Annotated in this window: 19 protein-coding genes; 4 read left to right on the plus strand and 15 right to left on the minus strand. The window is 45.4% G+C overall.

Translation table 11 applies throughout. The features are described from left to right. Positions 1–213: ISAs1 family transposase (locus Q338_RS09545; protein ID WP_034294706.1), on the plus strand; the 213-nt coding region annotated here is incomplete at its 5' end. 165 nt (positions 214–378) lie between these two features. Here Q338_RS09545 and Q338_RS15200 read toward each other — a convergent pair. From Q338_RS15200 to Q338_RS09615, 14 genes are all read right to left on the minus strand, one after another. Beyond that, entirely contained in the window at positions 379–864 is a 486-nt protein-coding gene (locus Q338_RS15200; protein ID WP_051968587.1) for a hypothetical protein, read from the minus strand. Next, on the minus strand, positions 864–1,220 hold the full coding sequence (locus Q338_RS09555) for a hypothetical protein (protein WP_034294709.1): 357 nt from the start codon (positions 1,218–1,220) through the stop codon (positions 864–866). The genes Q338_RS15200 and Q338_RS09555 overlap by 1 nt, the downstream gene beginning before the upstream one ends. Before the next feature lie 8 nt (positions 1,221–1,228). After that, a complete protein-coding gene (locus Q338_RS09560) occupies positions 1,229–2,257 on the minus strand; it encodes a hypothetical protein (protein ID WP_034294712.1) in 1,029 nt (342 codons plus the stop codon). 37 nt (positions 2,258–2,294) lie between these two features. Continuing rightward, positions 2,295–2,870 carry a hypothetical protein gene (locus tag Q338_RS09565; RefSeq protein ID WP_034294715.1) on the minus strand — a complete coding sequence of 192 codons (576 nt, stop codon included), beginning with the start codon at positions 2,868–2,870 and terminating at the stop codon, positions 2,295–2,297. Between the two features lie 21 nt (positions 2,871–2,891). Then, positions 2,892–4,850, minus strand: coding sequence for a hypothetical protein (locus tag Q338_RS09570; protein WP_034294719.1), 1,959 nt, complete (start codon positions 4,848–4,850; stop codon positions 2,892–2,894). Continuing rightward, on the minus strand, positions 4,843–5,115 hold the full coding sequence (locus Q338_RS09575; protein ID WP_034294722.1) for a hypothetical protein: 273 nt from the start codon (positions 5,113–5,115) through the stop codon (positions 4,843–4,845). Before Q338_RS09575 ends, Q338_RS09570 begins: the two co-directional genes overlap by 8 nt. Beyond that, positions 5,115–5,507, minus strand: a complete 393-nt coding sequence (locus Q338_RS09580) for a hypothetical protein (RefSeq protein ID WP_034294725.1) — start codon at positions 5,505–5,507, stop codon at positions 5,115–5,117. The genes Q338_RS09575 and Q338_RS09580 overlap by 1 nt, the downstream gene beginning before the upstream one ends. A gap of 15 nt (positions 5,508–5,522) precedes the next feature. Next, entirely contained in the window at positions 5,523–5,987 is a 465-nt protein-coding gene (locus tag Q338_RS09585; protein ID WP_147293725.1) for a DnaT-like ssDNA-binding protein, read from the minus strand. Positions 5,988–6,016: 29 nt separating this feature from the next. Continuing rightward, entirely contained in the window at positions 6,017–6,256 is a 240-nt protein-coding gene (locus Q338_RS09590) for a hypothetical protein (protein WP_034294730.1), read from the minus strand. A gap of 65 nt (positions 6,257–6,321) precedes the next feature. Next, positions 6,322–7,317 carry a DUF2184 domain-containing protein gene (locus Q338_RS09595; RefSeq protein ID WP_034294732.1) on the minus strand — a complete coding sequence of 332 codons (996 nt, stop codon included), beginning with the start codon at positions 7,315–7,317 and terminating at the stop codon, positions 6,322–6,324. 82 nt (positions 7,318–7,399) lie between these two features. Beyond that, positions 7,400–7,831 (minus strand): structural cement protein Gp24, encoded by a 432-nt coding sequence (locus tag Q338_RS13815; protein WP_051968588.1) that lies wholly within the window; start codon positions 7,829–7,831, stop codon positions 7,400–7,402. Positions 7,832–7,844: 13 nt separating this feature from the next. Further along, positions 7,845–8,939 carry a DUF2213 domain-containing protein gene (locus Q338_RS09605; protein WP_034294734.1) on the minus strand — a complete coding sequence of 365 codons (1,095 nt, stop codon included), beginning with the start codon at positions 8,937–8,939 and terminating at the stop codon, positions 7,845–7,847. Positions 8,940–8,973: 34 nt separating this feature from the next. After that, positions 8,974–10,404, minus strand: a complete 1,431-nt coding sequence (gene terL / locus Q338_RS09610; RefSeq protein ID WP_051968589.1) for a phage terminase large subunit — start codon at positions 10,402–10,404, stop codon at positions 8,974–8,976. Then, positions 10,388–10,834: a terminase small subunit-like protein gene (locus Q338_RS09615; RefSeq protein WP_034294735.1), complete on the minus strand. Its 447-nt coding sequence runs from the start codon at positions 10,832–10,834 to the stop codon at positions 10,388–10,390. The genes terL and Q338_RS09615 overlap by 17 nt, the downstream gene beginning before the upstream one ends. A 337-nt stretch (positions 10,835–11,171) precedes the next feature. Between Q338_RS09615 and Q338_RS09620 the strand changes: the two genes are divergently transcribed. Continuing rightward, a complete protein-coding gene (locus Q338_RS09620; RefSeq protein WP_034294737.1) occupies positions 11,172–12,083 on the plus strand; it encodes a hypothetical protein in 912 nt (303 codons plus the stop codon). Between the two features lie 45 nt (positions 12,084–12,128). Here the strand turns inward: Q338_RS09620 and Q338_RS09625 are convergent, their stop codons facing one another. After that, complete coding sequence (locus Q338_RS09625) at positions 12,129–12,626, minus strand: hypothetical protein (RefSeq protein WP_034294740.1); 498 nt, start codon at positions 12,624–12,626, stop codon at positions 12,129–12,131. A 69-nt stretch (positions 12,627–12,695) separates the two neighbouring features. On the opposite strand from Q338_RS09625, the gene Q338_RS09630 reads away from it, so the two are divergent. Both Q338_RS09630 and Q338_RS13820 read left to right on the plus strand, forming a co-directional pair. Further along, positions 12,696–12,875, plus strand: a complete 180-nt coding sequence (locus Q338_RS09630; protein ID WP_034294742.1) for a hypothetical protein — start codon at positions 12,696–12,698, stop codon at positions 12,873–12,875. Between the two features lie 162 nt (positions 12,876–13,037). Then, positions 13,038–13,652 carry a KilA-N domain-containing protein gene (locus Q338_RS13820; protein WP_051968590.1) on the plus strand — a complete coding sequence of 205 codons (615 nt, stop codon included), beginning with the start codon at positions 13,038–13,040 and terminating at the stop codon, positions 13,650–13,652. Positions 13,653–13,727: the final 75 nt, after the last annotated feature.

Consider the following 13,727-nt stretch of genomic DNA (forward strand, 5'->3'; position numbering starts at 1 on the left):
CAACATTGGCAGATTGAAAATAAATTACATTGGGTAAAAGATGTTCAGTTAAATGAAGATAAGTCTTTTATTCGCAATAAGAATACCGCAGCTTGCTATTCGGTTCTAATGAGTTGGGCATTAAATATTGCACGATTTAATGGCTTCAATAAATGGAAAGATTGGTTGGCAAGATTTGCCAATCGGATTGACCGTATTGTGAAAATGATTTAGAACTTGGCAGGTCTGGGGTTAGGGTGGGGGTTCGTTGATTTTCAAGACAATTAATTTATTCCACAAATTTACCCCCACCCTAGCCCTCCCCCGTTGGAGACGGGGGAGGGGACAGGTTTGTGGTTATTTCAAAAAATTGTCGTGTACTGTAAGGCAGCCTGAACATCAAATCCGCCGCCGTCCATCGCCACCGTTCTGTTGATACGTCTCAATAACCAGCTTTTCCCATTTTTGCAGCGCAATTCTGAAAAAACCCTGTGGGGCTTGCGTAGAAAAGCCGTTGATGGTTTTGCCCGTCCCCTTTTTTGGCGGATTCGGATACAAACCATATTCCAGCGTTTTGATATACGGTAAACTATTGTGCAAACTGAAATAATTGGGCGGATTAGACTGCCCGATGGCAGTAGCAATCAGCGCGTTTGCCATGCCCAAATTACGCCGCGTTGTATCATCGCTCACCCGATAATTCGCCGTATCCACGTCCACAAACCAATTTGAAGCGGCGGCGTTGGTGTCATACGGTGTCCCTGGTAAACCGTGCGTGCCATCTACAATCATGCGCTGCAAACTCAACACCGCATAGCCCACCACGCGGACATTGTTTTCCAAATGTTTATCTAATAAATTTTTGATTTGAATATTAAAATCCATCACACCGCGCCCGCAATCAATTCATGATAAATCACCACGCCATTGTGCCGCGTGGTCGCCGCCGATTTCACCCGTTGCGCCACATCGCCCAAAAACACAAGGCTACCGATTTCAGGCAGCCTTGCATTGGAATCAAGATAAATTTTGCTGTCGCCGTGCGTAATGTGATGACCGTCAATTTGCTTAATTGACACAGGCAACACCACCGCACGCACCGTTTCTTTTTGCGTGATGTGTTCAAATTGCTGTGTTGCATGATTAAACACACCACCCGACAAATAGCCAATTTCAATATCATAGCCGATTATGTCAAAAATATGCGCCGCCACTTCCGCGCTTAATTGCTGAAAATCCATGATATTCCTTATATTTTCTGCACCACATTTTGAAATTTAAAATCACTGTTTACAATGGCTTCGTAAGTGTCTGTTGTGATTTTGTAACCCATGCCGTACGGTTCAATGGTTACAGGGTTGCCGTTCTCATCGCATAAAGTGAATGCGGTCGGGTTGTGTTTGAAAATATCGGGCATATTCGGGTCGTGCAAATCGGGGCAGGCAGCCTGAAAGCCGCCGTCTTTTGCAATGACTTCACTACACGTGTCTGTCGCCCATTCTTGCACAGTTTCTTTCCGAATGGGCTTGGCGCATGGGTGATTAGTGTCGCTACGATGAATTGGCTGGCATGGGTTCCAATCAGGTGCAAAATGCGCTGCGCTCAAATCGCCTGTTTTGTGTCGCCAATGCCCATATTCATCTTTTTGTCGTGCTTCATAATAAAAACTGCCACCCCCTAATTTAGAATCATCATTCAAACCCATCACTTCATACGCGTTTGTCGGCTTTTCATCACGTGTTCTTGTGCCGTCAGGAATAATGCTTTTCGCTTTTTCTTTCAATTCCTTAATGCTAGAAGCAGTCAAATTATGCCGATCCGCAGGCTGCCCCGATTTAATTAATTGAACGAGCGCTGTATAAAACTTACTGGGGTACTCTACATTCGTATCGGGCGGTGGCGCGTCAGGCGTACAAGCGTCTTTCCAGCCTTCGGGCGGTTTTGCCATGCCGTCTAGCCGCACATTGATACATTTACCAGGGTTTTCACAATCAAATAGCGGTCCGATACCGTTTGCGTCATCGCCAACTTCGGGGGTTTTGGTCGGGTCGTGCGTACCATCTGGGCTTTTATCTTTGTCGCGGTCTTTGTCTTTATCAGGGTCTTTATTTGGGTCTTTGTCATCGGGTTTACTATCGCCGTTTTTATCCCACCAAATTTCGCCTACGCCATCGCCAATGCGCGGCATATCCGCCACACCAGCCGCCGCCTGATACGGGTCGGGTTTTAGCACAATTTGCCGCAACCATTTTTGAATTTCGCGGTCTGAAGTTGTCATTGATACACTCCCCTACCAAATTTCAGGCAGCCTGAAATCACACAGGCACCACCACGCAATCATTTATCACAATGCCAAATTGCGCCACATTTTCAAGCAAATACGGCGTGTCCACGCTGGGCGAAATCTGCACATACACCGCCACCGCCGCGCCGCCCAATAATTCCGCGCCAAGCGAAACCGCCGCACCACCCCGCGCCGCCGCCAAGCCCAATGACGATAAAGCCAGTTTCATATCGCCCACCGCATACGCTTTGCCCACGCCGCGCCAAATCGCCGCGCCATCTTGCACCACACTACCCACCACATTCAACAACACAGGCACACTTTCGCCTGATACCCCCGCTTGCACACATTGAAAAATAAAGCCATTTTCAGAAATCAAATCGCCTTGTACATAGCCGTGATTCGCCGTCCACTCTGGCAAAGCCAATGCGGGCGCAAGCGTGATATTACTGCCCTTTTTCTCTGATACCAGCTTATAGCGCGTGTCAGGGCTGCCCAAATACAACACAAATTCATGCGGCTTGGGCTGATTTAAATCAAATTGATGTGGCAAAACATCAGCCGCTTGTTCTGTCATCTCTTCATTTACGTAAAATGCAAAAGTCATCTTTTATCCTTTGATTTTAAATTAGAATTTAAACAAAGTAGTTTGATTCGGTATGCCAATTTCATGCGTTTGCGCCTGTGTAAATTCCACGCTGTCGGTGCTGGCTGGCTCAATTTCAGGCGCGTAAATCCGCATGCCGATTGCGTCATACAGTCGCGCGGTCGCTTGTCGGTAAATCACGCCAAAATGCCCATCATTCACTTCCGTGCCACGCGGTAATTCCGTGCGACCCAGTTGCAGATTTTTACTGTAGCGCGGAAACGAAAATTCAGGCTGCTCCAATTCAGGCAGCCTGAAACGCGTATCATGCGCCCCGTTTTGAAAGAAACGATATTGAATGCTGGTGCTACTCAAACCATTTTTCAAATCAATCTCATGACTGAAATGTGCCACTTTTGCCACCGTTTGAATATGTTTAAAATCAATACGATGACTGTGTTTTAAACTCAAATGCGGCATAAATTTCACTTGCAAATCAATGGTGTTTTGCCGATGACTTGCCCATATCTTTGTCCGCGCCGTGTGATACGCCACTTCCAGCGTTTTGTTCAACTCGTCCACGTCTTGATTAAAATCTGCGTACCAGTCCCCATTTTCTGCCAGCGTGAACGCCGTTTTTTGAAAATGCGGCTTGGTGTGAAACGGCGCAATCAGTCGGTCCATCACATCAATTTGATATTTCACGCCGTCCCGATGGGGCGAAAAATCCGCCGTCCAGCCGTCCAACTCATTTTCGCGGCTGGGTACGTTGTAGCTTAAAGCATCACTAAACACCCCATACCGCGCAATACTTGCAGCATTTTCAAACGTCAAATCATAACGATAACCGATGTTTTGCACCCAACGGCGCACCATCTCAAACCGCCCCGAAACCACGTCTAAATTACGCACACGGCTAATTCGGTCATACGCCCCATTGCTGTTAGCGGTCGCGCTCACGCTGTCGCGGCGGTGCATTAGTCTGCCCTGTGGACACGAATACACCCCCGATGGCTTCACGCGCTCAAAATCAAAGCCCCACAATGCCCAGCCTGTTTGCGAAACCGCCTGATTAAACTCTTCTAAATCAGGCAATTGCCCATATCGCGTGTAATTGCACACATCAATACCGACTTGATAATTGTATTGCAATACGCGCTGCAACAATCGCTGTGTTTGCGCCGTCAATTCCACATTCACCCGATTCACTACTTCCCCCACTTGCGCCAAACGCGCCGTAGGCTGGCGATAGTAAATCATGCAATTGTCCATTGTGTGCGTGGGATTTTCAGGCAACCACCAATTCACATAGCCGCGCCCATATACATCAAACTCAAAGCTGGCTGGTATCGTTTCCATGCGCCGCCCCAGCTCGTCTGATAGCTTCAAAAATTCCCCATGCGCCGATTTGGACGTGTAGCCAATTGCCCGTACTGTTTGCGCGGGCAGCGTGTCAATCAAACGCTGACGATAATCCGTTGCTGATAAATAGATTTTGCCTGTGGCAAATTCGGGTTGTGCGCTGGTAATCGTGCCGTGATAAATGCGTAGCGTGCCGCCTGAATGCACCACGTTTACCGTCATTTTTCTGCCATACCATTGATATAAATCCACTTCTACGCCGTCTAAACTGCGCGGATTAATCGGTTTTTGAATCACAAATTGACAAGTGTATGCTTCGTTTTCGCCGTGCGTGATGACGATTTTGTCCGTCAATTCACACATATCAAACGTCAAACCATTCACCACCATTTGCACATCATAATCGCCCGAAATACCGATGGTTTCGCTGCCCAAAAACCGCCGTTTGCGCGGCAATGCCTGACCCAATCCCAGCCGAAACGCCGTGCGTGGCATACGCGCCGCCTGATTAACCGACACGCCCACCATCGCCCCCGAAATGGGTATGGTTTGCGATACCGCCACCGCATTCAGGCTGCCTGAAATTTTCGTCAATTGCGAAAGCTCAAAACGCACCAATGCGCCCGATAAATCAGCCATCTTCCACCCTTTTTTTATTTTTCAATAAGCCAAAATCAAAGCCCATTTGCCGCAAAAAATGCGCCGCCTGCTCATGTTTGGGCATAGCCGCCAACCGCTCTTGCTCTGCTTGTGTTTTCAGTTGTTTTGCAAAATCATCATCTTGCAAACGCAAAAATGCGATGTGCGCTTGCAATTCGGTATTGTGCCAATGCAAAATTTCATGCACAGGCACACCCAATTTATGCGACAACACCAACACCCAGCGCATAAGCGGCTGGCTCATCAGTTTTTTGCGACTTGCTCAATAGACTTATCAGAGAAATCATTGCCTTCGTTGAAATCGCTCACTTTTTGCGCTAGCAAGTTCAACAAGTCCGTTGGCAATAAATCAAGCTGCTTTTCATCAATAAACACAGGCAAATTGTTCTCGTCCACCACGCCAAATTGCACCAACAATTTGCGGCTGACGGTCGGTTTGACGTGATACAACAAGCCGCCGTCTTTGTCTTGCGCGAAATTGCGCTCTTTCATTGACGCGAAAATCAAATCGTCCAATTTCACATGATATTGAACGGGCAATTTACGCACATACACCGTGCCAATATCTGTTAATTCCACCGCTTGACGTTGATTATTCAAATAATTTTGAATTTTGTCTAAAATTAGATTGCTCATATTCATACCTTGTTTTTAAAAATCATTTATTCTGTAACGCGACACCAAAATCGCGCCCATGCGCTTGTCTTGCAACAGCCAATCCCACAGCCACCCTTTAATTGCTTGCAAAATACCATCTTCAATCGTGTTGCTGCTTTGCGCTTGCTGATAGCTGACTTGCAATTCGCCGATTTTCACGCTGTTAATCGCCGTTGCGCCGCCTGATGACGACACCACCGCATTCAGGCTGCCTGAAACCGCCAACAAAGACACCGCCCACACCAATTGCGGCGGCATGGGCTGCCCATTGCGCGGAAATTGGCGCATTTGATTACCATCTGATTTCTTGCCCCGAAAACGAAAATTCAGGTCAATATAATCCGAAGCTGCCACCAAACGCGCCTGTTTTTCCGTATTGCTCAAAGCCGCCCATGTCTGCGCTGTGGGGCGGATGGCGTGAAATTCGTCTGCCTGCGCCATAGTTGCATAACTATTCATATTTCCCCCATTCAGGCTGCCTGAAAATATTATGATTCAGGTTCAATCACAGGGACAGAATCCGATGATGGGTCTGAAGATGGTTCAGGCACAAAAGTAACAGCATTGCCCAAATCTGTTGTCAAAATTTTGCGTTTGATTAAGCGTTGAATTTGCGGCGTATCATCTACTTCAAGCACTTGATTCGGCAAAATCCGCGTTACACCAAGCAACATCACAACACGCAAAGAAATATTTTTCACTTTAATTTTTTTAACTGCTTTAGCCATTTTTTTAGCCCTTTTTCAAATAAAAAAGCCGCCCGAAAAATCAGGCAGCCTGAAAACTGTTTACATTATTGCGCTGACAATTCAGCAGACGTGAACGCAAGCGGATAGTGAATCACCACGCCGCCTGTTTTTGCTGTACACAACACCACAGTCTCAAGATTGCGGAATTGTGCGGGGTGCTGCATGAACGGCTCGGGTACTTCATGAGACAAATTGCTCACATCAAATTCGCCCGCAAACATTTCACTGTAGCCATCATCGCCTTCGCTGTTAAAATCGTAGGCAGCCTGAAAATCAACATGCTCATATTCATCTTTCAAATACTGCAACACAGATTTATCCGAATTGGGCATGGACGTGTTTTTCAGCAAAGTAAAACAGCGAGACGGAATAATCACTTTATTTGCTTTATGAACACCACTAGACTGCTCACTCACCGCGTCAATCACGGCGGAAACATCGCGCACCAATTCTTGCGCAGTCATCGTATCCACCAGCCAATCTTTACCACTTGGAATGGTCGTTACGCCCATATTTGGGTGGGTCATCAAACCAAAAATATTGCGTTCTTTGTCGCCTTTGAGTGCAACTTGGTTTAATTTTGTCAAAATGCCACGATGTGCCGCCAATGCCTTCATTGGCGGCAATGGCTTACCTGTGGCAATGGATTTTTGAAATTCGTTGTAGTTATAGCCATAGCTATCGCCCAAATCGTGCAGCTTCACTGTGTGCGTTTTGCCCGCCACATCTGCACGCGGCAAATCATCGGCGTAATTGCTGATGAATTTCGCCATGCCGTAGCTGTCAAAATATTGCGTTGTAATAGTGTCTTGCCACGCCGCCGCTTCATTAGTCATTGGAATTAGCGATAAACCCGACATATTCGGGTATTTTGTCTCATACAATTTAGCGCGGACACGGTCAAGCTCGCTCGCCAAAAAAATGCTGCTACTTTCCGCATCTTGATGAAATGCCGCAGGCAACGCATTCACAATATGCTTTGCGATTTCGCGCATTGCAGGCAAATCTGCCTCATCGTAATGTAAACCATGTACATTCATGTTTTTATTTCCTTTTTGATTAATCAAAAAACAAAAAAGCGCATAATCAAAATGCGCTTTACTGTATTAAGTGATATTTTGTTTATTCTAAATAGATTTGTACCAAGCCATCTTCCACATCAATAATACGACCTTTGTGAAAACCAGGTAAACCGCTAATTTCGCCCGTACCGTGTGCCACTTGTGCAGTCTGCCCAATTCGTTCAGCCCAATTTGCTTTCCCTTGTGCTGTTGTATCTGCACGCACCCAAATTGCGCCGCGCACCATCACAGATACCGTATCGCCCTTTTTGTAGCCATCGCCCGTAATGCCGTGTGAATGCACGGTTACGCCCAAAACCGTCCCTGTATTCCCATCTTTGGGAATAAAAATTTTGCCTGTTGTCGGGTCTTGTGCCACAAACACGCCAAATGGCAAATCTTCGCCCGCTAAATGGCTTTCCACGCGGTCATCGCCGCTATCAGCTTTCATGCCTGCAAATGCTTTTTTCTGTACGCCGTATTCTTGAAACATTTCATTTTTTCCTTTATTTGCTTGAGTTATGAAAACCTTGCAGCATTTTTTCACGCGCCGCCGCCGCCGAAATGCGCCCGCTATTGTGATTGCTGCTGTCCTGCCCATCTTGACGGTTTTGTGTGATTTGATTGCGCTGCGATTGCGCGTTGCGCTCCGATTTAGACAATTGCACACAGGCATCATCGTAAAAACCTTGCACATAATCATCTGATTTACCATCAAAATTCATATCTTGGCGGATTTTGGAAATCACCGCGATTTTGATTTCACGGTCGCTGCTGTCTTGCTTCACTTCCACACCAGCCGCTTTTGCCTGATTTTCCAACTCAATGCGGGCTTTGGCTTCGGCGATGGCTTCGGTTTGAATTTGTGCCTGCTTGTCTTGCAGTTCTTTCAAATCCGCTTTGGCAACATCGCGCTCTGCTTCGGCGGTGTCTTTTGCTTTGATTAAATCGGCATTATCGGCGCGAAGTTTATTTAATTCCGCCACCACTTCAGGCGCAGCTTCGTATTCAATGCCGTTGTCTAAACGAACTTTTGTCATATTACTTTCCTTTGGTTTGGGGTTGTTAATCTCTTGTGTGATGGGGTCAAAATCTTCATCGGCGGCATCTAAATTCAATCTTGCCACACCTGCACGCCCCTTTTTCACAATCGCTACATGATTGTGGCGAATATTGCGCTGAATCACGTCATACGCTTGTCCATTCCATACACCACTTTTTTCTTCTAAATCACATTCATAACCGCATGATAATTCTTGATTATCTTGATTAATCACATTGCTTTTGTGAATAACAATATCAGCAATCAGATTATCGCCGTCCTGCTTGCCCGCGCTCAAAACCGCGCCGATATTGCCGTGCGTGTTGTTGTTACCCGCCTTGCCAACGTGTCCCAAAGTGATTGGAACGCCGCGCAATGTGTCCAAACTGTCTTGTTTAAATACTTCCTCGGGCAGCCTTAACTCGCGGCGCGTTGAGCCATCGGGATTTCGGTAAGCAAAAACCCCTGTGCGCGTAATCACAGGGGTATCATACAAATGCCCGTCTTGATTTAACTGGGCTTTCTTAATTTCATGTCTATCAAATCGTAAATGTTTCATATTGACCTTTCTTGGTTTTCAGGCTGCCTGAAATTTATTCGCCCAAAGCATGAAATCGCTCCGTCAGATTCGGCGCAGACACCAATAAATCAAATGCCCGACTGCACGCGTCCACTTGGTCGTCATGTGTGCCATTCGGGAATAAACGCATTTCTTCAATCAATTCCCGATTCCACGCGCCTGATACCATCGCCACATTGCCCACATTGACTTGCGAAGCAAATAATTCCGCCCGCGTGATTTTGCTGCCACTTTCCAGCGAACTATGCACACGCAAGCCCATCAATTGACGGCTCAAATAACGCACCTGTGACTTACCAGCCGCCCCCGCGTCCTGCGGTATAGACTGCACCACACCACGCCCATCGCGCTCGGCGGTGTTGCGTAAAATCGCGTCTCGTTCATCAGTCGCCCATTGTCCACGCACCACGTCCAACACCACAATCCGCCCATCATACAACAAACCTAACAACACGCCCACCGTGTAATCGCCAGAACCATCTGAAGCAGCAAAGTCCCAGCCCCGCACTTTCTTTCTGATTGAAATCGGCACGGCTTCAATAGTGAACATATTATCAGGTTTAAACACGCTGCCTGTGCTTAATACAGGTCTTTGCTGATACAGCGCAAGCCAGTTCGCTTCGGGCATAGCTTGTTTGCGTTCCAGCAAAAATTCAAGACTTTTGTGTTCAGGGAACAGGGCTTCGCCTTTTTTGCGGTGCGGCTCGTCTTGCTCGGCGATTGCGGGGTAACTTTTGACTTGTACCCCGTCCACACGCTCAATTAATCGCCCGATTGGGTCGTCAATGTGCCAACGGGTCAAAATCGCCAACAAGCCCGCATGTTCCGAAAATCGGGTCAAAAAATCGTCTGTGAACCAATCCCAAACGCCATCGCGTACCGTTTTACTGTTTGCTTCCTTGCGCCCCTTAATCGGGTCGTCAATCACACCCAAATCCAAGCTTTCGCCCGTGATTGAGCCGCCTACAGTCGTGTTGCGGAAATAGCCTTCACGCCCCACATATTCCAAAATCTCACGATTTCGCAACGACTGCCCCGATATCGTAACCGAATTGGACTGATTGATTTGGGTATTTGGGAAAATCTCTTGATACAGCTTGCTGTCGTACAAACGCTGCAATTTCAAATTGGCGCGAACCCCTAATCGCTCCGAAAAAGATGTGTAAATCGTTTTACAATCTGGGTTTTGTCCTGCCAACCATGCGATAAAATCCACAATCTGCACCGATTTACCGTGTTGTGGTGGAGCTTGAATAACCAGCTTTGGGCGTTTACCCGCTTTCAAATCTTCATAAAATTGCTGTAAAACCCGCGCCACTTCTTCTTGCCACCAACCCCATTTATTGTTGGGGTTGATGAGTTTGCGAAATGCCAAAAAATCTTTCCGCGCCTGCCTGATTTGGTATTCGCGCAACAAAGCCAGCTTTTCACGATTTGAGACCATGTTTCGCCAGCTCCGCAGCCAGTTCGTCATCGGTTAAATCGGCAACTTGTTTGCTGCTCGCATTGATGTTGATGATTTTTTCTGCGCCATCGCCATAAGCGGCTTTATTCAATTTTGCGGCTGCCCATTTGCGTGTGTCAATTTGCAAGCGTGCTTTTTGTACTGCTGCACTGTCTTCCACCACCTTGTCAGCAATTTCAATCATTTCATCTACAAAGTAGTGCGCTTGCTGTTCTCGCGCCCGCGCGTACATGCCACAAAATTGACTGCTTTCATCACACCATCTGCGTATTGTTTCACGACTTGGCATAGCTGGGTCTCTGCAAATTTGAATCAGACTTTCGCCATTTGCTAAACGCTCGCAAATTTCATGCGCCAATTCATCGGTGTAAATACTCGGTCGCCCGACTGGGCGTTTTGTTTCGCTCATGTCAAGCTCCCTAAATAAGTTTAGGCAGCCTGAAAAATCATCGCCGTAGCGCACATTCAGACTGCCTGATAATAAAGTTAGAAAAAAAAACGTGGGCGCGAACCACTTTAATTGATTGAGACCATGCGCGTTTTAGTCCATTACCTGATTGTAACAATCAAGCCAATAAAAAACGGAGAAAATCGCCTTTACGCAACTTTCTCCGAAATATAGCATAATTCTACTCAAAAACTCACAAACAATCAAGCAATTTCATATAGCTACGAATCGCGGTTGCATACTTGGTTAATGGGTTTGTAAAATACACCTTTACATTATTCACAATCGGTATTTTAAAATGATTAACTTGTATGAGAAATTGGGCATTTTACCCACCGCAACCACGCATGAAATTCAAAATGCAATAAGAAAAGCAGCTAGTAGCCAAAGTTTGACATTGCAAGAACTGCAAAAATGTAAAGAATGGTTGCTCAATCCCGAAATGCGTGAAAGATATACCGTCAAACTCAAAATAGAACAGCCTGATTTTTTTGTACAACCAACTGAATCACAAAAAAAAGAATCTAAAGGTAAGAATAAACAGCAGAGCCATGAATCAGATGAAAAAAGTAATCAAAAATTGTGGCATATCGCTTTGGTGGGCTTTTCATGTTTTGTTATTGGTTGGTTTGCGGGACGCGAATATTTAAAATATGAAATCAAGGGTGCTATGCAAGAAGCATTTGCCCCTTTAACAGAAAAAAAAGAGCAACCTGTTAAAAAAAACGAATCCAACCCGACACCCAAAAAGTCCAATGCTGTCTCTGATTCAAAGTGGCCCACCACTTGGAACTATACAACAAGCAATGATGAAATGCGCGGGACATCAAATGAAAGCGCAGGTATTTCTTCATTAAATGAAGAGAATTTAGAATTTCCATACGGTCGGACACGATTGGCTTTTGTTATTAGTAATAAGGGGCAAGGTGGTGTTGGCTTTTTTACAAGTACCAATGCCCAATTTAAATGTAATGATGAGTTTAAAAACGGGCATGCAGTATGCAAAATTGCGGTGAAATTTGATAACAACCCAATTGAATATATTGATGTAATTAAAAAAATGGATTCAGATATTTTGGTAATGGACGATAGCTACTCAGCAACATTCATCAACAATGTCAGAAGTGCGAAAAAATTAATGGTTGAAGTGCCTATATTTCAAAATGGTTCAAAACAATTCAGTTTTGATATTAATGGATTTAAATGGTAAATGTCCAAGCCCTTGCGCGATATTGGCAAGGGCTTTTTTATTTTATCAATGTGATATGATGCCTTTCTGTCTAAATTCTGTTTGCAATTTAAACCGCGCTTGCTGCTCCCAATTTGCCAAGTGGTTTTTGATTTTGTCGCGCCGCCGCGCAAAGGTCATATCGTGCAAATCGTATTTGTCCATAATCCAAATTCGGCGCGGTAGCTTGCCAAATGAGTAAATGTGTCTCAGCATATCAGTCGCAAAAACCACATCATCACAAATATTATTGGCAACAAGCACATTTGCTAAATAGTGCAGATTGTCGTATATGCCATATTCGCATTCCACCACCGCGACCAACAATTTACTGTTCAGGCAGCCTGAAATTTGGCTTTCAATCATCGCGGCGTTGGCGTGGTGTTCCGCTTGCGTTAATCCGCTACCGCCACCGCTCACGCCCTGCAAATGATTGATGACCGCGCCTGTGTTGCCCATTGGTTCAATATTGACTGCGCTTAATTTGTAGATTTGATTTAGGCATTCGTCTAAATTTTTGTACATGGTTTTTCCTGTTGCTTTTATTGCAAAAAATAATTAAAATATTGTTCCCACAAATACAGGAGTAGTTTAATGACAACCATTAAACCTGAAAAACGGCAAGAGTATGAAAGTCGCCGAATGACAAAAAAAGTTTCTTTTAATATTCAAACAGAATTTGAATTAATTCAATTTACTGAAAGGGTTGATTTCTCAAAATGGGTTAAAGAAAAAATCAGGCATGAGTTAGAATTGGAAAAAATTAAAAAATAATCTTGCATAATTTGTTCCCACAAATTATAATTTCCTCACTTGCAAATTGCAGGTAAAAAGAAAGCCCAAATCAAGCAGCAACTTGATTTGGGCAGTTGGGAAAGCAACGCTGTAACGTTCTCTCCCTGTTTCCATGACTACACATGAAAAAGGTATTTTACCATGACTACCCAAATTTTAAATTTTTCTTTCAATGATATTGTTGTTTCTTTTCGTGCTGACGGCTATTTGGACGCTACTCAAATTGCAAAGCATTTCGGCAAACGTCCTGAAAATTTCTTGCGTACTGAACAAAATCAGGAATACATTGCTGCACTTGCCGAGCATTTGGGCGTTACGCCAAAAAGCGTAACGGAAAAAAATCCGTTGGTTATCATCAAACAAGGTGGTACAAATCAAGGCACTTGGTTGCACCCAAAATTGGCAATCCACTTCGCTCGCTGGCTTGACCCTAAATTCGCGGTTTGGTGCGATGAGCAAATTGAAAATCTGCTTTCAGGCAGCCCTGCCATTGAGCAGCCCACCCAAGCACCCCAAATCCCCGATTACGACTACGGCATGGCTCGCCTGTTTGTGAAACACGGCGCGGGCGTGGCGCAGGTTGCCGATTTGCACATGGCTTTGTATCAGTTGTCGCACATTCAAAACACGTTTCTGAAAATGTTGGAACACAAAGCCTTGCACTTCAAATTAAACGATGCCGAACAGCGTTGTTTGGAAATTTTGGCAAGCTGGCAAGTGGCGGTTGCCAAAGTTGGGGCAAACATCGGTAAATGATGTTTCAGGCTGCCTGAAAGTCCTAGCGGACGGCAATTCAGGCAGCTTAAACTTCTTTGATTTGAATACCATGCA

The organism is Alysiella crassa DSM 2578 (genome assembly GCF_000745955.1).
GTDB classification, from domain to species: domain Bacteria; phylum Pseudomonadota; class Gammaproteobacteria; order Burkholderiales; family Neisseriaceae; genus Simonsiella; species Simonsiella crassa.